The 22986-nt window shown below is 63.0% G+C and carries 14 protein-coding genes, 2 tRNA genes and 1 pseudogene; 13 read left to right on the forward strand and 4 right to left on the reverse strand.

Annotated features, from left to right (window positions below; translation table 11 throughout):
- The first annotated feature begins 266 nt into the window (after window positions 1-266).
- The 12 genes and pseudogenes from dnaA to FGL15_RS08685 all read left to right on the forward strand — a co-directional run bounded on the left by dnaA (window position 267) and on the right by FGL15_RS08685 (window position 14079).
- On the forward strand, window positions 267-1688 hold the full coding sequence (dnaA, locus tag FGL15_RS08630; protein WP_064294038.1) for a chromosomal replication initiator protein DnaA: 1422 nt from the start codon (window positions 267-269) through the stop codon (window positions 1686-1688).
- Window positions 1689-2248: 560 nt separating this feature from the next.
- On the forward strand, window positions 2249-3400 hold the full coding sequence (gene dnaN, locus FGL15_RS08635) for a DNA polymerase III subunit beta (protein ID WP_064294037.1): 1152 nt from the start codon (window positions 2249-2251) through the stop codon (window positions 3398-3400).
- A 17-nt stretch (window positions 3401-3417) separates the two neighbouring features.
- A pseudogene (gnd, locus tag FGL15_RS08640) lies at window positions 3418-4307 on the forward strand (phosphogluconate dehydrogenase (NAD(+)-dependent, decarboxylating)).
- Window positions 4308-4467: 160 nt separating this feature from the next.
- Complete coding sequence (recF, locus tag FGL15_RS08645) at window positions 4468-5700, forward strand: DNA replication/repair protein RecF (RefSeq protein ID WP_138945721.1); 1233 nt, start codon at window positions 4468-4470, stop codon at window positions 5698-5700.
- Window positions 5693-6217, forward strand: coding sequence for a DUF721 domain-containing protein (locus FGL15_RS08650; protein ID WP_086472476.1), 525 nt, complete (start codon window positions 5693-5695; stop codon window positions 6215-6217). The genes recF and FGL15_RS08650 overlap by 8 nt, the downstream gene beginning before the upstream one ends.
- 123 nt (window positions 6218-6340) lie before the next feature.
- A complete protein-coding gene (gyrB, locus tag FGL15_RS08655) occupies window positions 6341-8350 on the forward strand; it encodes a DNA topoisomerase (ATP-hydrolyzing) subunit B (protein WP_079704323.1) in 2010 nt (669 codons plus the stop codon).
- A 106-nt stretch (window positions 8351-8456) separates the two neighbouring features.
- Window positions 8457-11081 carry a DNA gyrase subunit A gene (gene gyrA, locus FGL15_RS08660; protein WP_138945722.1) on the forward strand — a complete coding sequence of 875 codons (2625 nt, stop codon included), beginning with the start codon at window positions 8457-8459 and terminating at the stop codon, window positions 11079-11081.
- On the forward strand, window positions 11071-11478 hold the full coding sequence (locus FGL15_RS08665; RefSeq protein ID WP_056010202.1) for a DUF3566 domain-containing protein: 408 nt from the start codon (window positions 11071-11073) through the stop codon (window positions 11476-11478). Before gyrA ends, FGL15_RS08665 begins: the two co-directional genes overlap by 11 nt.
- 87 nt (window positions 11479-11565) lie before the next feature.
- A tRNA-Ile gene (locus FGL15_RS08670) sits at window positions 11566-11639 on the forward strand.
- Window positions 11640-11694: 55 nt separating this feature from the next.
- Window positions 11695-11767 (forward strand) — tRNA-Ala (locus FGL15_RS08675).
- 780 nt (window positions 11768-12547) lie between these two features.
- A complete protein-coding gene (locus FGL15_RS08680; RefSeq protein ID WP_138945723.1) occupies window positions 12548-13819 on the forward strand; it encodes a hypothetical protein in 1272 nt (423 codons plus the stop codon).
- Between the two features lie 2 nt (window positions 13820-13821).
- Entirely contained in the window at window positions 13822-14079 is a 258-nt protein-coding gene (locus FGL15_RS08685; RefSeq protein ID WP_138945724.1) for a hypothetical protein, read from the forward strand.
- 203 nt (window positions 14080-14282) lie between these two features.
- Here the strand turns inward: FGL15_RS08685 and FGL15_RS08690 are convergent, their stop codons facing one another.
- Window positions 14283-16742 carry a tetratricopeptide repeat protein gene (locus FGL15_RS08690; protein WP_138945725.1) on the reverse strand — a complete coding sequence of 820 codons (2460 nt, stop codon included), beginning with the start codon at window positions 16740-16742 and terminating at the stop codon, window positions 14283-14285.
- A 1067-nt stretch (window positions 16743-17809) separates the two neighbouring features.
- Between FGL15_RS08690 and FGL15_RS08695 the strand changes: the two genes are divergently transcribed.
- Complete coding sequence (locus FGL15_RS08695) at window positions 17810-18946, forward strand: hypothetical protein (protein WP_138945726.1); 1137 nt, start codon at window positions 17810-17812, stop codon at window positions 18944-18946.
- Window positions 18947-19648: 702 nt separating this feature from the next.
- On the opposite strand, the gene FGL15_RS08700 is transcribed toward FGL15_RS08695, so the two are convergent.
- From FGL15_RS08700 to FGL15_RS08710, 3 genes are all read right to left on the reverse strand, one after another.
- Window positions 19649-20722: a hypothetical protein gene (locus FGL15_RS08700; RefSeq protein WP_138945727.1), complete on the reverse strand. Its 1074-nt coding sequence runs from the start codon at window positions 20720-20722 to the stop codon at window positions 19649-19651.
- 524 nt (window positions 20723-21246) lie between these two features.
- Complete coding sequence (locus FGL15_RS08705; RefSeq protein WP_138945728.1) at window positions 21247-21912, reverse strand: MAE_28990/MAE_18760 family HEPN-like nuclease; 666 nt, start codon at window positions 21910-21912, stop codon at window positions 21247-21249.
- Window positions 21909-22976 (reverse strand): DUF262 domain-containing protein, encoded by a 1068-nt coding sequence (locus FGL15_RS08710; protein ID WP_138945729.1) that lies wholly within the window; start codon window positions 22974-22976, stop codon window positions 21909-21911. The genes FGL15_RS08705 and FGL15_RS08710 overlap by 4 nt, the downstream gene beginning before the upstream one ends.
- Window positions 22977-22986 lie beyond the last annotated feature (10 nt).

A 22986-nucleotide genomic window follows, 5' to 3' on the forward strand; every position in this document is an offset into this window, starting at 1 on the left:
CCCGTGGGCAGAAGTCAACTGATTAAACCTACGGTCTACTCGCGCGAAGGTCAAACCAGCGGCGCCCAAACGAATGATTATCCACAGGATTCTCAGAAATTGTAGCAGTGACACGCAGGGCGGCCGTACAGTGATTTGGGACTGGGGCGACGTGTTGTTAGCGTAAGCCCTCGGGTTATGCACAGCGTGTGGATAGCACCGCGCTCAGCCCCGAATACTCAGGGGAGAGCCTGTGGATGAACCTGTGAGTATGTGTGGGGAGAACTATGTCGGACGCCGACGATGCGATCGCTGAGACCTGGCAATCGGTGCTCGAGATCCTCTCCGTCGACGACCGCATCACCCCGCCACTCCGCGGGTTCCTCAACCTCATCGTCCCCAAGGGCATCATGGGCGGCACCTTCTACCTGGAGGTGCCCAACGAGTTCACGATGGGCATGCTCAACCAGCGCATGCGGGCACCGATCCTCGCCGCGCTCGCGTCCATCGTCGACGGCGGTCCCGTCGGCAACTACGCGATCGTCGTCAACCCCGACATCGTCGAGGAACGGTACGAGCAGACCGGCTTCCAGCACATCGACCCGGCACCGCTCGAGTCACCGCAACCGCAGCTGACCCCGACGCCCACGCTGCCGGCTCGCGAGAACGACACCCGACTCAACCCGAAGTACAGCTTCGACAACTTCGTCATCGGTCAGTCCAACCGGTTCGCGCACGCGGCCGCGGTCGCCGTGGCCGAAGCGCCGGCCAAGGCCTACAACCCGCTGTTCGTGTACGGCGACTCCGGGCTCGGCAAGACCCACCTCCTCCACGCCATCGGCCACTACGCGATGAACCTCTACGCGGGGATCCGCGTCCGGTACGTGTCCAGCGAGGAGTTCACGAACGACTTCATCAACTCGATCGCCAACAACCGCGGCTCGTTCTTCCAGTCGCGGTACCGCGACATCGACATCCTGCTGATCGACGACATCCAGTTCCTCCAGGGTAAGGCGGAGACGCAGGAGGCGTTCTTCCACACCTTCAACACCCTGCACGATCACAACAAGCAGGTGGTCATCACCAGCGACCTGCCGCCGAAGGCGCTCACCGGCTTCGAAGAGCGGATGCGTTCACGCTTCGAGTGGGGACTCATCACCGACGTCCAGGCTCCCGACCTCGAGACGCGCATCGCGATCCTGCGCAAGAAGGCGCAGAACGAGAAGCTGCACATCCCGGACGAGGTCCTCGAGTTCATCGCCACCAAGGTGTCGAGCAACATCCGTGAGCTGGAGGGCACGCTCATCCGCGTCGTCGCGTTCGCGAGCCTGAACCGGACCGCCGTCGACATGACGCTGGCCCAGACGGTGCTGAAGGACGTCATCAGCCTCGACGACGACAACGTCATCTCGCCGATCGACATCATCAACACCACGGCCGACTACTTCAAGCTCTCGGTCGACGACCTGTACGGCTCGAGCCGGTCGCAGGCCGTGGCGACGGCGCGTCAGATCGCGATGTACCTCTGTCGCGAGCTCACGAACCTCTCACTCCCGAAGATCGGTCAGCTGTTCGGCAACCGGGACCACACGACGGTCATGTACGCCAACCGGAAGATCACCGACCTCATGCAGGAGAAGCGCTCGATCTACAACCAGGTGACCGAGCTCACGAGCCGCATCAAGCAGAACCTCCGCTACGGCGCCTGACCCCTGACCGGTCACTGAGCCTCACTCGGTCCCTGAGCTTGTCGAAGGGCCCTCGACAGGCTCGGGGACCGGGGAACCGCTACGGCGCCTGACGCGTCCTGGTGAACGTTTCCGGCCCCTCGACGCACTCGGTGCGCTCGAGGGGCCGATTTCGTTCATCAGGCGACGACGAGCGCTCATTCGACGACATGATCCGCGTCCGATCTGTCCACATTCCGACCTCGCAGCCCTGTGGATAACCTGTGGAGAGATGTGGAAGCTCCGGGCGCGCTTGTGAGTGAACACCGTTCACCCGCCTCCGCGTCCCACACCCTCGTGTCCTTCTCTCCACAGGCCGCCACCAAGTTACACACATGTAGTTCCCTGTGTTCGAGCGGGTTCGGCGGACTTATCCACAGTTTCCACACCGGTTAAGACTGTTAACCGTTAATTCAATGATCTCTCCGCCAAACAACCTTTCCCCAGGCTCGCTTCTCCACAGCACCTCGTCCCACTCGACCCCGGAAGCAGACCCACTAGCATTGGTGACGTCATCGAGAGCCAGAGACAGGGGACTTGTCGTGCGATTCAGCGTCAACCGGGATGTATTCAGCGAAGCCGTCTCGTTCGCAGTGAAGCTGCTCCCGCAGCGCCCGACGCTGCCGATCCTCAACGGCATCCTGATCGAAGCCGGTGACGACGGTCTCATCCTGTCGTCCTTCGACTACGAGGTGTCCAGCCAGACTGGAATCGCGGCCGAGGTCGAGGAGGCCGGCACAGCACTCGTCAACGGTCGGCTGCTCTCGGAGATCGCCAGCCGCCTTCCGAACGCGCCTGTCCGGTTCAGCAAGGTCGAGAACCGCATCGAGGTCACCTGTGGTTCAGCCAGGTTCACCCTCGGCTCGATGCCCGTCGAGGAGTACCCGACGATCCCGCAGGTCGACGCCGACTTCGGCCTCGTGCCCGCCGACGAGTTCGCAACCGCAGTGAGCCAGGTCGCTGTCGCCGCAAGCCGCGACGACGTGACCCCGGTCATCACCGGCGTGCAGCTCGAGGTCTCCAAGACGAGCCTCAGCCTCGTCGCGACCGACCGCTACCGGGTCGCGGTGCGCGAGATCGACTGGGACTCGGGCCAGGGCGACGGTTCCAGCGAGACGATCACGGCCCTCGTGCCGGCCCGCACGCTCCAGGAGGTCGGCAAGACCTTCGGCCACAGCGGCAACATCAACGTCGCGATCACGAATCGCGACGATCGCGAACTCATCGCGTTCCGGGCTGACCGCAAGACGGTCACCTCGCTGCTGATCAAGGGCAACTTCCCGCCGGTCAAGCGGCTCTTCCCCGAGACGACCGACAACTACGCGATCATCAACACCGCGGAACTCATCGAGGCGACCAGGCGTATGTCGCTCGTCCTCGAGCGCGAAGCGGCCCTCCGCTTCACCTTCACCATCGACGGCCTCACGCTCGAGGCCGTCGGATCCGAGCAGGCGCAGGCATCCGAGGGCATCGACGCCCTCCTCACCGGCGACGACATCGTGCTCTCCCTCAAGCCGCAGTTCCTGATCGACGGTCTGACCGCGGTCCGGAGCGAGTACGTGCGGTTCTCGTTCACGAAGACGGAGAACACGAACAAGCCGGGACCCATGCTCATCACGAGCCAATCCTCCAAGGATCAGCCGGGTGCCGACAGTTACAAGTACCTGCTGCAGCCGAACCTGCTGCTGCGCTGACACGCAAAGGATCCTCCATGCACATCGGTCTCGTCGGTCTCGGCAAGATGGGCAACAACATGCGCACGCGTCTGCGTGCGAACGGCATCGAGGTCACCGGTTTCGACCGGAACCCCGATGTCACCGACGTCGCGACGATCAGCGACCTCGTCGCTGCGCTCCCGGCGCCTCGCACGGTCTGGGTCATGGTCCCGCCGGGGCCATCACCGACTCCGTCGTCGAGGAGCTGAACGGCCTGCTCGAGGCCGGCGACCTGATCATCGACGGCGGCAACAGCCGCTTCACGGACGACTTCAAGCACGCTGAACTGCTGTCGGCGAAGGGCATCGACTACATCGACGCCGGCGTCTCCGGCGGTGTCTGGGGTGTCGACAACGGCTACGGCCTCATGGTCGGCGGTTCCAAGGAGCAGGTGGAGCGGGTCATGCCCGTCTTTGACGCCCTGCGTCCTGAAGGCCCGCGCGATGAGGGCTTCGTCCACGTCGGAGAGGTCGGCGCCGGCCACTACGCGAAGATGGTGCACAACGGCATCGAGTACGCGCTCATGCAGGCGTACGCCGAGGGCTTCGAGCTCCTGGACAAGCGCGAAGACATCATCAAGGATGTCCCCGGCACCTTCAAGGCCTGGCAGCGCGGCACCGTCGTGCGGTCCTGGCTGCTCGAGCTGCTCGTCCGCGCCCTCGAGGAGGACCCGGACTTCGAGCAGATCGAGGGTTACGTCGAGGACTCGGGCGAGGGCCGCTGGACGATCGAGGAGGCCATCGCGAACGCGGTGCCCGTCCCGACCATCTCTGCATCGATCTTCGCCCGCTTCGTGTCGCGCCAGGAGGACTCGCCGGCCATGAAGGCGGTCGCGGCACTCCGCAACCAGTTCGGCGGACACGCGGTCAAGAAGGCCGACGACTGACGACACGACGTCTCCTGACGAACGAAATCGACCCTCCCGGAGCCTTCCGCTTCGCCGGAGGGTCGATTTCGTTCACCCTGCGTCGTCGTGACGGGCGCGCTCGGACGTCCGACGGCGCCCCGACCCGTTCGGCGTCAGGGCGAGGCGGTAGGGTGACGTGGTGATCGTGCGGCACTTGAATCTCACCGACTACCGCAACTATGCGGTGGTCGATGTGGCGCTCGAACCCGGACCCAATCTGTTCGTGGGTCGCAATGGCCAGGGCAAGACCAACCTCGTCGAGGCGATCGGATACCTCAGCAGCCTCGGGTCCCATCGGGTCTCCTCCGAACAGGCGCTCATCCGACACGGTGCCGACGCGGCGATCATCAGGGCGCGCATCGTGCACGACGGTCGTGAGCTGCTCGCCGAGGTGCAGCTCAACCGGGGTTCGGCCAACCGCGCTCAGGTGAACCGGTCCCAGATCAAGCCGCGCGAACTGCCTCGGTACGTGTCCACTGTGCTGTTCGCCCCGGAGGACCTCCTGATCGTCCGAGGCGACCCGTCGGCGCGCCGGCGGTTCATCGACCAGCTCCTCGTGCAGCGGATTCCCCGCCTGGCCGGCGTGATGGCCGACTACGACCGCTCCCTGAAGCAGCGGAACTCGCTCCTCAAATCGGCGAGGGCGCGTGGGCTGAAATCCGGGCCCCTGGCGACGCTCGACCTCTGGGACGACCGACTCGTGCAGTACGGCACGGAGATCATCGCCGAACGTCTGCAGCTCCTGGCCATGCTCGGTGGACCACTGCGCGGAGCGTACGAGGCCGTGGCCGGCGACGATCACCGACCGGTCCTCCTGCCCGTGCTCAGTATCGCCGGCACCGATGCCGAGGACGAGTCGGCAGCCGCCGATCCCACGGAGGGCGTGGAGCCGGGCGCCCCTGTCGATCTGGCGCGCATCGCGGAACGGTTCCGTGCGGCCCTCGCGCAGCGCCGGTCGGCCGAGCTCGAGCGGGGCCTGACGCTCGTCGGACCGCACCGCGACGACGTGTTCTTCGGTCTCAACGGGCTGCCGGTCAAGGGGTACGCGAGCCACGGTGAATCGTGGTCGTTCGCCCTCGCCGCCAAACTCGCCTCAGCCGAACTCCTCCGGGCCGACTCGTCCCTCGGCGATCCGGTGCTCATCCTCGACGACGTCTTCGCCGAGCTCGACTCGCGTCGGCGGGAACGCCTCGCGGCCGCGGTCGCGGAGTACGACCAGGTCATCATCACCGCGGCCGTGTTCGACGACGTCCCTGAACGGTTCACCGCGCACGTGGTGCGCATCGAAGCCGGACGGATCGTGGACGGTCAGGACGAGGACGCCGTTCCCGCGCGGCACGAGCCGCTCTTCACGGAGTCGACGCATGACTGAGCCGCGTCGACTCGGGCGGGACGCCGACCCGGCGGGGGAACTCTCCGCCACGGTGTACCTGCGGTTCAAGGAGATCTTCGGTGGCGAACGGATCTCCCGTGATCGCAAGCGCCGCGAACGCTCGGCCGAGGGGCCGCAGGACTCGGTGCCGTACGGTGTCGGTCGCGACCCCAAGGGCCTCGGGACGGTCATCGATTCGTTGACCGCCGGACTCGGGTGGAACTCGCCGCTCGCCCAGCACGAGGTGCTCGGGAACTGGGCGGAGTTGTGCGGCGAGGACACCGCCAGGTACTCCGAACCGGTGTCGATCTCGGACGGCGTCCTGCTCGTCCAGTGCCAGTCGACGGCCTGGGCGACACAGCTGCGCCACATGCGCCACGAGATCCTCGTCCGCATCGCCGAACGCTATCCCGACGCCGGTGTCGACACGATCCGTTTCCAGGGCCCCGGAGCACCCTCCTGGAAAAGAGGCCCCAGGTCGATCCCAGGGCGCGGTCCACGCGATACTTACGGCTAGGGAGGCAAATACGGCCTCCGGGCATGGAAAAGTGCCTCAAACGGGCGTTTTCTCGCGGCTTCACGGGGTCTGTTTGGTAGGATGGAACGGTCGAATCTCGACGGTTTGGAGCCCTCTTTTCCTATGACATCAGAACCCAACACGCACGCCCAAGACTCTGATTACGGCGCAAGTGCCATCCAGGTTCTCGAAGGTCTCGAAGCCGTCCGGAAGCGGCCCGGTATGTACATCGGGTCCACCGGTCCACGTGGTCTGCACCACCTGGTCTACGAGATCGTCGACAACTCCGTGGACGAGGCCCTCGCCGGCTACTGCGACACGATCCTCGTGACCATCCTGGAGGACGGCGGCGTCCGCGTCATCGACAACGGTCGAGGCATCCCGGTCGACATCCACCCGGTCGAGAAGAAGTCGACCGTCGAGGTCGTCCTGACGATCCTGCACGCCGGCGGCAAGTTCGGTGGCGGCGGGTACGCGGTCTCCGGTGGGCTCCACGGCGTCGGTTCGTCCGTCGTCAACGCACTGTCCACGCGCCTCTCGGTCGAGGTCCGTCGTCAGGGTTCGGTCTGGCGCCAGAGCTTCCAGCACGGTGTCCCCGACGCCCCGCTCCACGAGGACGAGCCGTCCTCCGAGACGGGCACCACGATCACCTTCTGGCCGAGCGCCGAGACGTTCGAGACGACGGAGTTCGACTACGAGACGCTGCGGACCCGCTTCCAGCAGATGGCCTTCCTCAACAAGGGCCTCCGCATCGAGCTCGCCGACGAGCGGCCGTTGCGCGACGCCATCGAGGCCGAGGACGTCGACGACAACTCGGCGGCCCACTCGCAGCGCAAGGACGTCTTCTTCTACGAGCGCGGTCTCGAGGACTACGTCGAGTACCTGAACAAGGCCAAGCGTGCCGAGCTCGTCCACGACGAGATCATCTCCTTCGAGTCGGAGAACACCGAGCGCAAGATCGCGCTCGAGGTCGCGATGCAGTGGACGACGGCGTACAACGAGAGCGTCCACACCTACGCGAACACGATCAACACGCACGAGGGCGGCACCCACGAAGAAGGGTTCCGTGCGGCGCTCACCACACTCGTGAACCGTTACGCACGTGAGAAGGGCATCCTCAAGGAGAAGGACGACAACCTCTCCGGCGACGACGTCCGCGAGGGCCTCACGGCCGTCATCTCCGTCAAGCTCTCCGAGCCGCAGTTCGAGGGCCAGACGAAGACCAAACTCGGCAACACCGAGGCGAAGGCGTTCGTGCAGAAGGTCGTCAGCGAACAGCTCAACGACTGGTTCGACCGCAACCCCAACCAGGCCAAGGAGATCATCCGGAAGGCGCTGCAGGCGGCGACCGCTCGTCTCGCCGCCCGCAAGGCGCGTGAGACGGCCCGTCGCAAGGGTCTCCTCGAGGGTGGCGGCATGCCCGGCAAGCTCAAGGACTGCCAGTCGAAGGACCCGTCGCTGTCCGAGATCTTCATCGTCGAGGGTGACTCCGCAGGCGGCTCCGCCGTGCAGGGTCGCAACCCGGAGACCCAGGCGATCCTCCCGCTCCGCGGCAAGATCCTCAACGTCGAGAAGGCACGCCTCGACCGCGCGCTCGCGAACAACGAGGTCCAGGCCATGATCACGGCGTTCGGTGCCGGCATCGGTGAGGACTTCAACCCCGACAAGGTGCGGTACCACAAGATCGTGCTCATGGCCGATGCCGACGTCGACGGCCAGCACATCACGACGCTGCTGCTGACGCTCCTGTTCCGCTACATGCGCCCGCTCGTCGACCTCGGATACGTGTACCTCGCGCAGCCGCCGCTCTACCGCCTGAAGTGGTCGAACGCCGACCACCAGTACGTGTACAGCGACCGCGAACGCGACGCCCTCCTCACCGACGGTGTCGCCTCGGGCAAGCGCATCCCGAAGGAGAACGGGATCCAGCGCTACAAGGGTCTCGGCGAGATGAACTACAAGGAGCTGTGGGAGACCACGATGGACCCGCAGACGCGGACGCTCCTCCAGGTCACCCTCGACGACGCCGCGGCTGCCGATGAGATCTTCTCGACGCTCATGGGCGAGGACGTGGAGTCCCGCCGGACCTTCATCCAGAAGAACGCGAAAGACGTCCGCTTCCTCGACATCTGAGTGGCACGAACCACCCTCATCCACCGGTCACTGAGCTTGTCGAAGTGATCCACCTCGCATCAAACAGGCCCTTCGACAAGCTCAGGGCCAGGAGAAGTAAGAGAACATGGCAGACGAAACCAACGACGAGATCACGGTCCCGGACGAGGACCACGGCGTGCACGGACGGATCGACCAGGTCGACCTGCAGCTCGAGATGCAGCGCAGCTACCTCGACTACGCGATGAGTGTCATCGTCGGCCGTGCCCTGCCCGACGTCCGCGACGGTCTGAAGCCCGTCCACCGCCGCGTGATCTACGCGATGTACGACGGCGGTTACCGCCCCGACCGCTCGTTCTCCAAGTGCGCGCGCGTCGTCGGCGACGTCATGGGTCAGTTCCACCCCCACGGCGACACGGCCATCTACGACGCGCTCGTGCGCCTCGTCCAGCCGTGGAGCCTGCGGTACCCGTTGGCGCTCGGCCAGGGCAACTTCGGCTCACCGGGCAACGACGGCGCGGCCGCCCCTCGGTACACCGAGACGAAGATGGCCCCGCTCGCCATGGAGATGGTGCGCGACATCGACGAGGAGACCGTCGACTTCCAGCCCAACTACGACGGCGAATCCCAGGAGCCGGTCGTCCTGCCGGCGCGCTTCCCGAACCTGCTCGTCAACGGGTCCGTCGGCATCGCGGTCGGCATGGCCACGAACATCCCGCCGCACAACCTCCGCGAGGTCGCCGACGGTGCCCTCTGGCACCTGGCGAACCCGGAGGCCAGCCGGGACGAGCTCCTCGAAGCGCTCATGCAGCGCATCAAGGGGCCGGACTTCCCGACCGGCGCGCAGATCCTCGGTATCAAGGGCATCCAGGACGCCTACCGCACGGGTCGCGGTTCCATCACGATGCGTGCCGTCGTGAACGTCGAGGAGATCCAGGGTCGGACCTGCCTCGTCGTCACCGAGCTCCCGTACCAGGTGAACCCAGACAACCTCGCGCTGAAGATCGCCGACCTCGTCAAGGAGGGTCGTCTCGGCGGCGTCGCCGACATCCGCGACGAGACCTCCGGTCGCACCGGCCAGCGGCTCGTCATCGTGCTGAAGCGCGATGCGGTCGCGAAGGTCGTCCTCAACAACCTCTACAAGCACACGCAGCTGCAGGACAACTTCGGCGCGAACATGCTCGCGATCGTCGACGGCATCCCGCGCACGCTGCCGCTCGACGGGTTCATCACCAACTGGGTGACGCACCAGGTCGAGGTCATCGTCCGCCGCACCGTGTTCCGACTCCGCAAGAAGGAGGAGCGCGCACACATCCTCCGCGGGTACCTCAAGGCGCTCGACGCACTGGACGAGGTCATCGCGCTCATCCGTCGCTCGCCGTCCGCCGACGAGGCGCGCACGGGCCTCATGGACCTCCTCGAGATCGACGAGCTCCAGGCCAGCGCGATCCTCGACATGCAGCTGCGTCGCCTCGCCGCCCTCGAGCGTCAGAAGATCATCGACGAGGCCGCCGAGATCGAAGCGCAGATCGCCGACCTCAAGGACATCCTCGCGAAGCCGGTCCGCCAGCGCGAGATCGTCAGTGAGGAACTGACCGCGATCGTCGACAAGTACGGCGACGACCGCCGCACCGAGATCATGTTCGGTTTCGACGGCGACATGAACATGGAAGACCTGATCCCCGAAGAGGAGATGGTCATCACCGTCACCCGCGGCGGGTACATCAAGCGCACGCGGAGCGACAACTACCGTCAGCAGCACCGCGGTGGCAAGGGCGTCAAGGGCGCCCAGCTGCGCGCGGACGACGTGGTCGACCACTTCTTCGTGACGACGACGCACCACTGGCTCCTCTTCTTCACCACCAAGGGTCGCGTGTACCGTGCGAAGGCCTACGAGCTGCAGGAGGCCGGCCGCGACGCCAAGGGCCAGCACGTGGCCAACCTGCTCGCCATGCAGCCCGACGAGGAGATCGCCGAGATCCTCGACATCCGCGACTACGAGGCCGCGACGTACCTGGTCCTCGCGACACACGACGGCCTCGTCAAGAAGACGGCGCTCTCGGAGTACGACACGAACCGCTCGGGCGGCATCATCGCGATCAACCTGCGCGAGGGCGACGAGCTCACCTCCGCGCTGCTCGTGGAAAACGACAGCGACGTCCTGCTGGTGTCCCGCAAGGGCATGTCCATCCGCTTCACGGCCAGCGACGAGACCCTGCGGCCGATGGGACGCGCGACGAGCGGCGTCATCGGCATGCACTTCCGCGACGACGACAAGCTCCTCTCAGCGTCGGTCCTCCCCTCCCTCGAGGGTGAGGAACGCGAGGCGTACGTCTTCGTCGTGACCGAAGGCGGCTACGCCAAGCGCACCAACATCGACCAGTACCGCGGCCAGAACCGCGGTGGTCTGGGCATCAAGGTGGCCAAGCTGAACGACGATCGAGGCACGCTCGCGGGCGCCCTGATCGTCGACGAGAGCGACGAGGTCCTTGTGGTTCTTGCCAGTGGCAAGGTGGTAAGGTCTGCCGTGGCCGAAGTTCCAGCGAAGGGGCGCGACACGATGGGCGTCGTCTTCGCACGTTTCGCGGAGAGCGACCGAATCATCGCGCTGGCCAAGAACAGTGACCGAAACCTTGAGACCCAGGATGTTCCGGAGACGGTTGCAGACGCAGCCGCCACGGAGGGTGCAGAACCCGAGGCATCCGTGCCGGACGAGACTCCGGCGATGAAGGAAGAAGTAGATGAGCAGTAGCGTCGCAGAGAAGTTGGCCAAGAAGTCGACCAAACGCACCAGCACCAAGCAGGTGCGCCTGAAGCTGGTGTACATCGACTTCTGGTCGGCGGTGAAGCTGTCGTTCCTGGCGGCGATCGCGGTCGCCGTGGTCATCGTGGTGTTCTTCTTCCTCGTCTACACGGTGCTCAACACCACCGGTGTCTTCACGAAGGTCGGAGGCCTGTTCACCGACATCGCCGGCCCGGGGAACAACATCCTCCAGTACGTCAACCTGCCGCAGGTCATGGCCTTCGCGGGCATCGTGGCGCTGCTCAACCTCATCGTCATCACGCTGATGGGAGCCCTCCTCGCGGGGCTCTACAACCTCAGCGTGAAGATCACGGGTGGCCTCCTCGTCGGATTCACCAACAACTGACGCTCCTTCGGGTCGGCGCCGCCCCGTGCGGCGCCGCTCGATTATGAGTTGCGGCGGGAATCGGGTAGTCTCAACAAGGTTCAAAACGGGGCTATAGCTCAGGCGGTTAGAGCGCTTCGCTGATAACGAAGAGGTCCCAGGTTCAAGTCCTGGTAGCCCCACCCTGCACGACCAGTAACACACCGATTGGATCGGATCCCCGGATCTGCTCCATCCGGGGCCTTAGCTCAGTTGGTAGAGCGCCTGCTTTGCAAGCAGGATGTCGGGAGTTCGATTCTCCCAGGCTCCACAGTCCAGAAGCAGCCCCCGGCCAACGCCGGGGGCTGCTTCGTTTCCACCGAGCGAGCCCGCGATCGGCGTGAAATCAATGGTTCTGGCGCTAAGGAACACTTGGCGAAGCGGAGTTCGCATCAACGGACAACCATCGCCAAATGGTAGCGAAATGGCGAATGACGGTACTAGTCAGTATGGGATGCCGTGCGTCCGGTGCGCCGGAGACAACCGCGGAATCTTACGTATGTTCAACCGGTCGCAACTCTCGTGCGTCCCGTGCGCCTTCGACGGTCGCAATCCGATGAACCCCACGGCCAGCTTCAAGGGTCGTTAGGTTGTGCTACTCAAAGTGGTCACCCACGGTCGACGTTTTGTCCTCTGACCTGGCGGGGCGCGTCCTTCGGGTAGAGGCTGGTGGCGAGTCAAATCTCGACGAGACTGACTAGGAAAAGCACTGGTAGTAGACAGAGCCGCAGTTGCCGACTGGTTCGTCTGACCGCACCGCGACTCCGCGCAAGCGACAGACCCCGCCAAGCGACTACAGACCACCTGTAAGCACCTGAAGACCGTCTAGGTGACAGAAAATCAAGCCGTGCTTCGGACGCGTTTCGAAGTGGAAGAGCCGCTTCGTGCACTCCCGCATGCTCGATCGCGAGCTGGTGCCATTGGCAGTTAGGTCGCCTGCGACACACACCACACACTCCCTGGCAATGTCGCAGTGTGTGTCGGTTTCCTGGATTCACGCCAGCAAATCGGCAGGCATCGCCCAAACATTGGAGCAGTAGAAATGACTGACATGGAGACCTTCCGCCAGGAGCTGGAGCTGCTGGACAACCGCGGCAGCGACACCACCATGCAGGCGGGGATCCCGACCAGGGATATCCTCACCTCCGTTTTTGGTCTCGGTCCGATCCCGCTGCGCCAGGTCATCAACGCCCTCACGATGGTCGCAGAGTCGAACAGGCTCACGACAGCTGGTGCGGAGCTGAGCCCTGCTGAGACGGCGACCCGCAGTGCGGGGGTTACCCGAGCGAAGAACTTCATCGAGAAGGTTTGCAAGGGCCCTGCTGAGACGCAGATCAAGAGCACGAAGAGCGTCATGGCCCGCATCAACCTCCTCACGGACACCATCATCCAGCTTGCGCAGGATCCCCTCATTGGTGCCGACGGTGAACAGTTAGCCATCGGCGAGGCGAGGGACCAGCACGACACCCTCCGCGATCAGGTCAGCGAGGAGACCGCTAACGGCTCCGTGAAGCATTTGATCCGACGTACCCCCACCAGGAGCAAGGAGCTGTTGCTGTTGATGCTCGACTACCCGGTGTTCCTGCTGGCTATGTTCTCAGTTTTCAACGTCAGCCTCCGGCTGCTGTTCGCCGGAGACGGGCCCGCGATCGTTCTCGGCATCACCGCCGCGGTCTTCGCCCTCCTCGGCACCCTCCTCTACGGATACGTCATGCGCACCTTCGGTCGGCGGCACCGTGTGTTCAAGAACGCCGAAGGCGGAATTACTGCTCACGGCAGCACCCGCATCCGGATCCGCATCGAGCAGAGCATCACGATCGCGATCACGGCCGCCGCCGCCGCGGTGATGGCAATGCGGATTTGGCTGGAGGGCACCGAAGCTGAGGCGCCGGTCCTGCTGATCATCGCGCTCGCCAGCCTGTTCGCGGCCCTCCTCGGGGTCTCGGGCTACATCAATTACATGAGCGAGTACGAGAACGGTTCCGACACAATCGACCGCATCCTGCACCTCTCCGCTCAGCTCGGCAACCGCACCGCCCTCCTCGACAGCCTCAACAATCAGGTCACCCTGCTCGTCGAGGAGGCTGGCATCAAGATCGCCGCGCTCAATCGCCTCAGCACCAGCACGCTGGAGCGCGCCGAGAAAATGGTCACCACCAGTACGGCGGAGAAGGCCATCACCCTCGCTCGCTCCTACCACTCGTCGACCACCCCGGTGCCCGGCCCGCAGTTGATTAGTCCCGAGTTGGAGTTGGTTCTCAAGCAGACCAAGGAGCTCACCGCGCACCACGCCACCCTGAAGAAGACCCCGAAGGAGAACTAGGAATGAGCACGTGGAACACCATCAAGCGCACCGGCGCTGCCATCGGCATCGCGACCACCCTCGCCGGCGCCCCGAACACCGGTGCTATCAAGGACGCCACCACCGCCCTCACGAAGCAGTACGCCGAATACAGTCGCAAGGTCCAGCTCCCCCAGACGCGCAAGGAGATCGCCCGAACCCTCGACGCCGCCACCCGCGCCAAGGGTGCCGCCAATAAACAGAACCACCTCAGCACGAAGAACATCAAGAACCTCAGGTAGGGTCGTGAGGGGCCTTTGAGGTATTTTCTCGGAGGCCCCTTCCTGGTGTCGATACTTCCCCGTGATCGATAAACGTCGATGCACCTACGTCGCTTCATGATCCCGGAGCGCAACCGTTTCTCTGGCCTCTCCACGCGTCGCGCAGCAGGAGCCATTCGGCGCGTTTGCTGCGTCACTTCATCGCTCGCGGGCAGGGCAGACTGTCAATCTGACTCTCTTCGGAGCGAATCCAGCGCATCACTAGCGCTAGCTTCTCCGAAGTTCGCGGCCTGAGCCCACCAGGTGCGTGCCGCGTCGAGATTTCCAGCGTCTGCTTCAATGACCCCGAGGTTGAACATAGCCCCGGGGTGGTCCAGGTGCGCACCCTTTTGATACCAGGTGAGTGCGTCGTGAAGGTTCCCGGCCTCTGTGTCGAGGACACCGAGGCCGAACATTGCGTCAGTATTTTCTAGCCGGGCGGCCTTGAGTAACCAGGTGCGTGCGTCTTGGAGGTTTCCGGCCTCCTTGTCGAGGACTCCGAGGCCGTACATTGCGTCAGTATTTTCTAGCCGGGCGGCCTTGAGTAACCAGGTGCGTGCGTCTTGGAGGTTTCCGGCCTCCTTGTCGAGGACCCCGAGGTTGAACATCGCGTCGGGATGGCCCAGGTGGGCAGCTTTGAGGTACCAGGTACGTGCGTCGTGGAGGTTATCGGCCTCTGCGTCGAGGACCCCGAGGTTGAACATCCCGTCGGGATGGCCCAGGTGAGCGGCTTTGAGGTACCAGTTACGTGCGTCGTGGAGGTTATCGGCCTCAGTGTCGAGGACCCCGAGGCCGAACATTGCGTCAGTATTTTCCAGTTGGGCGGCTTTGAGGTACCAGGTGCGTGCGTCGTCGAGGCTCTTGGCCTCCTTGTCGAGAACCCCGAGGCGCACCATTGCGTCGGTATCTTCCAGTTGGGCGGCTTTGAGGTACCAGGTGCGTGCGTCGTCGAGGCTCCCAGCTTTTTCATCGAGGAGCCCGAGGTTGAACATTCCATAAGGAGCCTGCAGCTGGGCAGCTTTGAGATACCAGTTGCGTGCGTCGTCGAGGTTCCCGGCGTGCTCATCCAGATGACCCAGGTTGATCATCGAATCCGAATCTTCCAGTTCGGCGGCCTTGCACCACCAGGTGCGTGCGTCCTCAGAGGCCCCGGCTTCCTCGTCGAGTAGCCCGAGGCTGTGCATGGCGTCAACGAAGCCCAATTCGGCGGCTTTGAGCCACCAGGCGCGCGACTGGTCGAGATTTCCGGCGTCCTTTTCGAGGAGCCCGAGGTTCAGCATCCCGTGGACATCTTCTAGTTGGGCGGCTTTGAGGTACCAGTTGCGTGCGTCGTCGAGGTTGCCGGCCTCCTCGTCCAAGAAACCGAGGCGAACCATTGCGTCTGTATCTTCTAGTTGGGCGGCTTTGAGGTACCAGTTGCGTGCGTCGTCGAGGTTGCCGGCCTCCTCGTCCAAGAAACCGAGGCGAACCATTGCGTCTGTATCTTCCAGTTGGGCGGCTTTGAGGTACCAGTTGCGTGCGTCGTCTAGGTTCCCGGCCGTCGTATCGATGGTCCCGAGGTGAACCATTGCTACGCAATCTTCCAGTTGGGCGGCTTTGAGGTACCAGTTGCGTGCGTCGTCGAGGTTGCCGGCCTCCTCGTCCAAGAAACCGAGGCGAACCATTGCGTTGATCTCTCCCAGTTGGGCGGCTTTGAGGTACCAGTTGCGTGCGTCGTCGAGACTCCCGGACTTCCAATCGATAATCCCGAGGTGAAGCATTGCTTCACTATCTTCCAGTTGGGCGGCTTTGAGTAACCAGGCGCGCGTATGTGATATCTGATTTTGTCTGTAATGCCAGGCGGCGGTGGCGAACATTGCCGAGCGATCAAGCTGGAGATCGAGGAGCGGCGTCAGGTCATGGGAAGCGTTGCGGATGCGCGGGACAAGCGCATCGAGGATGCCGAATCTATCGCGCGAGCGGCGCGTCAGGATCGCGTGAGGAGAGCGGGGGGCGACGCCTGTGAGCACCGTGTCGAGAGTCGTCTCGAATTTTTCTGGTCTCCAGATGGCGTTCGGATCGATGAGGGTAAACCTGATCTGCGCTACAGCCTCGATAAGAGAGACACTCCCACCTTCTGGGTGAAGGATGCTGATGTCGACTAGAGCTTCGATGACAGCAGCTCCCATGCCGCCCCTGGAACTGAGCAAGTTCGCCTTCAGCTCCAGCTGCTGAACAGCGGCCAAGACTTCCGCAAGACGCGTCAAATCCAGGCCTTCCACCTGTCTCACTACGCGTCGATAGTTTGCGTGCGCGACTTCAAGTTCCGCATCGTCGAGGACGGCGTGATACGGGTTCATGTTGGCTGTGAGTAGCGACGTGAGGGCAGCAGTAGCACCCAGCCCTGCGGACTGGGTAGCAGGGTCGCCTCCGATACTTTGGCGGTCGGATGCTTGTGTCCTCCAGGCGTCGAGGACAGAGTCGTGGATCGTAGCGACTACTTGTGCTGTGCGCGTTAGGTGCAACAAGCGATCGACAGTCATGCCATCCACGGGATTGACGCCGTGAAGCTGAAGGTCATCCAACACAATCACGTCTGGTCTGACGGGTGACTTCTCGAGCCGCTCCACAAGGGCGGGGAGGACCCGGGGGCTGGATTCACCCACCACGTCATCGCGTTCGGAAGGTGTGTTCGGAGCAGCTCGAGGACGCTTCGCGATTTGCCCGCTTTTGGTGGCCCGACAATGACCGTGAGTCCAGCCGTGCCGCCAACGAGTGTGCCGATGATCTTCGAGTCAGTAGTGCGTGGCGTGTAGGGGGGTAAATCTCCGTCGTACGCCCATGATCCTAGGCCGAGAGCGATCGGATCGAGGTCAGCGGCGCGAGATGGAGGGACTGCGAGCAGGTTTCGGGCTGCATGTGCGTTCTTGTCAGTTGCCGCTACTTGCGCCGCTCTTCCACCTCGGTCGCGGCGGGCGTTCCTGAGTTCGATCATTGCCTCAATGACGGCCGCGAACCCAGACCAACCTTCGGCGCCGTTGGGTGTTTCGGAAACGAGCGCGGTGACGGCACCCGTTAGAGCATCGCGTATTACTGGCTCCTCGGGGACGCTCGGGCGGGGGGATGACTTGCGGCCCTTCTCCCACTGGGAGAAATAGGTGCTTTGCCAGTTCGTAAGGCGACCAGATTCGTCTTGTTGTCCATAGCGGGTTTGCCAGCGAGTATCGAGGCCGTCGAGAAGGTCGTTCTTGCTGAGGTAGTCGTGCATGGCCCGCACGACGCCAGGGCCACCGCGGGCTGCTTCTCTCGCCGCGCGCAGCCAGCTCGAGTAGGCAATCTCGATTGACGCCCACTCGCTCTTGTCTGCCATGACAACCCCCGCTACCGACCACCCTTTCCGACAGCGTAGGGGTTCGCCGCAGAACACACACCACACACTCCCTGACATCGGCGTGGTGTGTGTCGGTTCCCTGGACACACCAGCAACCCCGCTGGCATGCGTCGAAGGGCACGGCATGTTGAAGAAGGAGCGTCGCCAGCTGGAACGGAAACTGCTCGCGTCTGGTTTCACGACGAAGGTCACGTCGAAGGGGCACCTCTTGGTACTTCATGGGTCACGGGTCGTGACCTGTTTCGCCGGATCGCCTAGCGATCACCGCAGCTGGCGCAACTCTTTTGCCCCGCTTCGCCGCATCGGGTTCACCCTCTAACACCAACTGAAAGGGATCGTCCCATGAACACTTTCTTTCTCAGGGCTGCGGCCTCCGTCGCTGCTGCCGCCCTACTCCTCTCCCTGTCCGCGTGCGTTCCGATCAACGCCCGTCCCGGCTTGACCATTGCGTCCACCGCGTCCAGCGCCGAGCCTGCTCCGGATGCATCGGTCATCAGTGAGCTGCTCAACCAGCACGCCAATGCCTCGCTCTTCCCCGGTGATGGCGAAGTCACCGTCCTGACCCCGAGCGGCACCACACTGATTGATCTGACCCCAATGCGAGGAGACGACGTCGAAAACTCGGAGGAGAAGCGTGCCGAGAAGATCGACGCCAAGATCAGCGCCTTGGACGCGACGCTCCGCGGCGTGGCCGACGCCTCGGATGGCCTGGATGTCGTCGGCGTCCTCGACAGGGCCCTCGAGACGACGGACCCTGGAGGGACCACCGTCCTGATCACCAGCGGACTCTCCACTGTCGCGCCCATGGACCTCACCCGCGCCGGCGACTGGGTTGGTCATCCCGAGGAGTTCGTCGCGGCGACGCAGTCCGGTGACCTCCCTGATGCCACCGGGAAGCACGTCATCTTCGCCGGTATCGGCATTCCCAACCCGAACGGCATCCAGCCCACGCCCGGCCCTGCAGCACGCTCGGCACTGAAGACGATCCTGCTGAGCCTGTGCGAGAAGATGAACGCCGCCAGTTGCAGAATTGCCTCAGGCGAATCCGGGACGCATGCCCCGAAGGCCGTCAACTTCGTGCCGGTCGTTGAATTCGGGGACATCGTCACGGCCTGCGTCGGACAGATCGCCCTCGACTCGACTCTCCTGTTCGAGGGCGAAAGTGCTCTCCTTGCTGAGGCTGCTGACGTGGTGCTCGCCCCGATCGCGGCGGCCCTCGCTCAGTGCGGCGCGAGTACGATCGTCGACGCTACCGGATACACCGCCGATACCGACTGCGATCACGACCCCGCCGGCAGCTCAAGACTCGCTATCGATCGCGCCACCGCCGTCCTCGACCGGCTCCTGCACCTCGGCGCCCCTACCACCACGATCGGTTCCCCGACCAACGGCGGCCAGCTCATCAACGACTGCCCCGACGGCATCTACGATCCGAATCTCGGAAGCGTCAACCGCACCGTCATTCTCTCCGCCCGGTAGACCGACCCTGGTTCGACGCACCGCACCCCGGTGTCGTACAGGAAAACAGCAGTCTCTCACTCGTTCGCGAGACCGGTCGTGTCGACGAAGGTTCACGATCCCTAACGAAACCGTCGTCTGCAGGGCTATTCCGATGCCGCTCAGCGTGCGCGCTGCCAGTGGCACCGATTTCTGGTAGCGCATTGCGCGTTCACACGTGACGCAGACGCCCTGAGCCATTGCGTCGAGCAGGACCGCATGCTTGGGAAGGTGGGCTAGCTCTCTAGTTGATTGTGCTGATGGTTGTTCCGAGACGAGAGACCGTTCCTGAATATGGACTATCTATTGAAGGCGTCGCACATCGTGCGGTTCGTCTCGGATCCAGCTTCGCCCGGGCATTCAAGGTACCCGGGTCGCTTTGACAACGTATTGCTACCCGCGGCGCATTTCCCGAACGAAGATCCAGATCAGCCAGATGCCACCTGTCAGCAACGTGAGAATCGCGTCGAGAAGGAAGCTGCCGAAGCCGTATTTTCTGGTTTTCGCCATGAGGGAAGCCTAGGGCCTATTTGGCTCAAGGAAATCCGCATCTCCTCGTTGCTCGGACGGTGACCTTTGAGCGGGACGCTCGCTGAGTTCGCGTTGCCCGATTCGGAACCTGCCCAAGACAACGAAGCTGCCCGTCAGTAGGACGGCAGACTCAAGTGTGCGATGACCGAAGACCTAGCTCTCGCCTTGAACGTCGAAGTGCTGAGAGAGCCGTTCGAGCGTAAACTCCTGGCGCAGTTTGCAGGCGCTGTTCTGATTCGCGAAGAGCCCCTTCTCTTGGTATGCCTCTGCCTGTGGGACTGTGTGAATCCACTGAACCGGCACGACCCACTCGTCATCATCGTCGGTCGCGGCGTCGGGGCGCGAATAAGAACCGGTGAGAGGTTCTTTCGCGAGCAGTACGCGTGTTCCGTCCACTAGTACTTGAGCACTATCGAATCGAACTGCTGGGCCGGTAACCGTGCCAACCCCGACGTATCCGCTCTGTGGGATGTAGACCCATATTCGTGCGCCTTCGGGCAGAGCGCGGATTGTCCGCGAGTAGAACTTTCCTCCGCCTGCGGAGACGAAGCCGAGGCTGCGGGCGTCGTCCCACGACCGGTCTCCACCGAACGACACGTACCAATCGAGGCCGTTCCAGGGCGCACGCTTCGAAGTCGACTTCGCGATGCTGGTCGGAGTTCGCTCATCGGAGGTAGTGAGCCACGAACGCGCGAGATAGCGTCGGCAGTCGTCCTCAATGTACGTAAAGAACACGGCGTTGATTGGAACCCCGAAACCGCGAAGGTAGGTGACAATCCTCTCCGAGCTCGCGTCAAGTGCGGAGGCCACCACGGTGAGCTGCAGTTCGCGATTGAGCTCGTCCGGCGGTGCGGCACCGAACACATCCTCGAATGACGCTTCGAACGAGCGGTCAAGGTATCTCTCAGCGATGTCGATGACATCGTCGCGGGAGAGCGCGGACGCCCACGAACCGTAGTCGAGAACTTGCGCGACTACCTCACGTGGTGTGCGGTCGCGCTTCAGTTCGAGCACATGCAGACTTCCGTCGGCATCGATCGCCAACAAATCCAGACGCGTGCCGTACGGCGTGATGACCTCACTGCCGATAACAAGTAGCGCAGCACCCAGCAGCGATGGGTCCTGTCGCAGAAACTGATGGAGCTCATTCTCCGTGGGAAGGGCTGACGGAGTGAGCGCCCTCGGGCTCTCGCCGTCGATACGCCACATCCTCGTCTCAACCGGCATCGAAATCCTCCTCGTTTTCAGTCAGCTGCGATGACTTGACGGGTTCAAATGTACGGGAGCAGTCAGCACTAGCGGACGAGTCTAGATAGTGGTGCACGGCGTCAAGCGAGGCCGACACCATGGGCTTGGTGGTGAGCTGCCGTTCTGGGACGCGGTCCCATCGGGCGATCGTAACGTCGACGTGCTCGGCGTGCGCGAAACCCAGGATCTTCGCGTCGGTTGGTGCCCCGACATGAAGCTTTGCTCGTACCTCGTTGTAGAGCAGGCGTGATCAGACGCGCGATGCGCAATAGTTGGCGCGGCGTCACAGCAGCATTAGCGATGGGACATCGAGGACCTCCTCGTTCGGAACGGAACCTAAGCAGCTCCACTCCGACACAGAGGTCCTCTCCATCTCTCAACGACTACAGCGAGTCGTCACAACTCCACCAACGTGCCTGGGCAGTACAGCTCGCCCGCTGCCAGTTCGGCCGGACCGTGCACTTCTGCAGGTGACTGAAAGAAGAAATGGCAGAAGTCTTGAACTACCGAGGAACGCGGAAGAAGTCTCTCGTACTCGCGCATTTCTCTACGTGAAGCAGAAAATTGTCCCAATCCGAGTACCAGCTGTCGATCAGTTCTCGGATCTCCCTTTCGGAGTAGCCGCGTCCAACGTCCTGTGGAGTGAGATCGCCATGCGCGATCTTGTTACGCTGAACCACCACCGTGTCTATGCGGTTCCACACTTTTTTTAAGAGCGCTCCGGGGTGACCTACGTCGAAGGTGCGCGCCCACAGCTCCACTTGAGACTGTTTCATGAAGGAGCCGTCATCCGGGAAGTCATCGGGGTTGACGGTAGGTTCACGGTCGGTTCGGCCGAGAGTCTCGATGAGACTTGGGATAGCTCCGAAGACCTTCCTTTCTCCGACGGCGCGTAAGGACTTCGTCAGATTCCTCAGAGCGAATGAGCGGAGTCCGGGCTGCAGTCGGCTGTTGCTAATGCGGAGCCGCACAACGGCTTCAAGGATCGTTCGAGTGAGTGACCGCAGCAGCTCCTCGTAAGCGGCGAAAAGAAGGACAATTGCAAGCCCGCGAGCTTCGCGCGAGATCGGCCCATTGCCAAGAGGCGCGGGATGCGTTTCATCGATCAGCGAAATCACAACGTCGATACGTTCCTTCAGTGCTTGGCGATGGGGAGCAACGCTGATCATTTGCCGGCGAGGAAGTGATCGCGTGATTGCTCTATGCGGCCCGACACCCTCGACCTATTGTTGGTAGCGCCTGTCGTGACCTTCCTGATCTGATCGCCCGTCACCCAGTCAAGGCTGACCGGTGCAGCCAGCGCCGGGTTCGTGATGAGGGCAAGTGCCGCACCCACAGTGACCCCCTCATACAGGTTGACGGCAGTCGTTCTCTTGCGGGAAGTGAGGCCGCCCGGAAACGCCGCCGCGAGGTAGTCGAATGTTGCGTGGAACGTCTTGCGACGATCGGTGATTCGAGGGGTGTCCGCGGCGTCCGCGCAGAAGTCGTTAAGAAAGTCCTTCACTGAGTGGTCGAACGATCCATAGCGCTCAAGGAACGCAAAGAATCGCAGTACATACTCCTGCGCGGTGCCGTCCCGCTGCTGACCTACGGGCAGCTTGACGACTGTATTGAAGCTTGGCGATCCAGCTAGCTCGTCGAGCAGATTCACGAACTCGCCCATGTACACGCACTCGCGTACCTCCTGGTCAGTGAGCTTGATCCCGCCAGTGTTGAGACGCTCGAACAGGTCGAAGCGGACTCGCAGGTCGCTCTTGTCGTTGAGAACGATTACCTTGATCGGCCGGTCTTCAAGCCCTGTTCGGATGTCGGCCGGGAGGTCGGTTGCGGTCAGTCCTTCCAGCAAGGTCAGCTTCTCGAGGCCGGTGAGCGCTGTGGACTGTCCTTTGAGTTTGGCTGTCGATCGCGTGTCGGAGTCGCCTAAAAAGCTGACGAGGCTGAGCAAGCGCTGCAGCCCGTCTACGACTTCCCATGTTGTGCCCTTGGCCACATCGACGTTGGTGGCCATGAATAGGGATGGAACCGGGATGCCGAGAAGAAGCGATTCGACAAGCCGCGACTGGCGCTCGATATCCCAGCGGAACTGGCGCTGGTACGCCGGAGCGATTTCGATTCGGGACTTTCCCACTCTTCGGACGAGCTCATCAACGGTGACATCGTATGAGTCGAAATCAACCTTGTGGCGCTGTTCGGCGAGTTGGGCGCGCTGCTTTGCAGGATCGAAAGTGGCCATGGGAAGAATA

The organism is Plantibacter sp. M259, assembly GCF_006065115.1.
Classification (GTDB): Bacteria; Actinomycetota; Actinomycetes; order Actinomycetales; family Microbacteriaceae; genus Plantibacter; species Plantibacter auratus.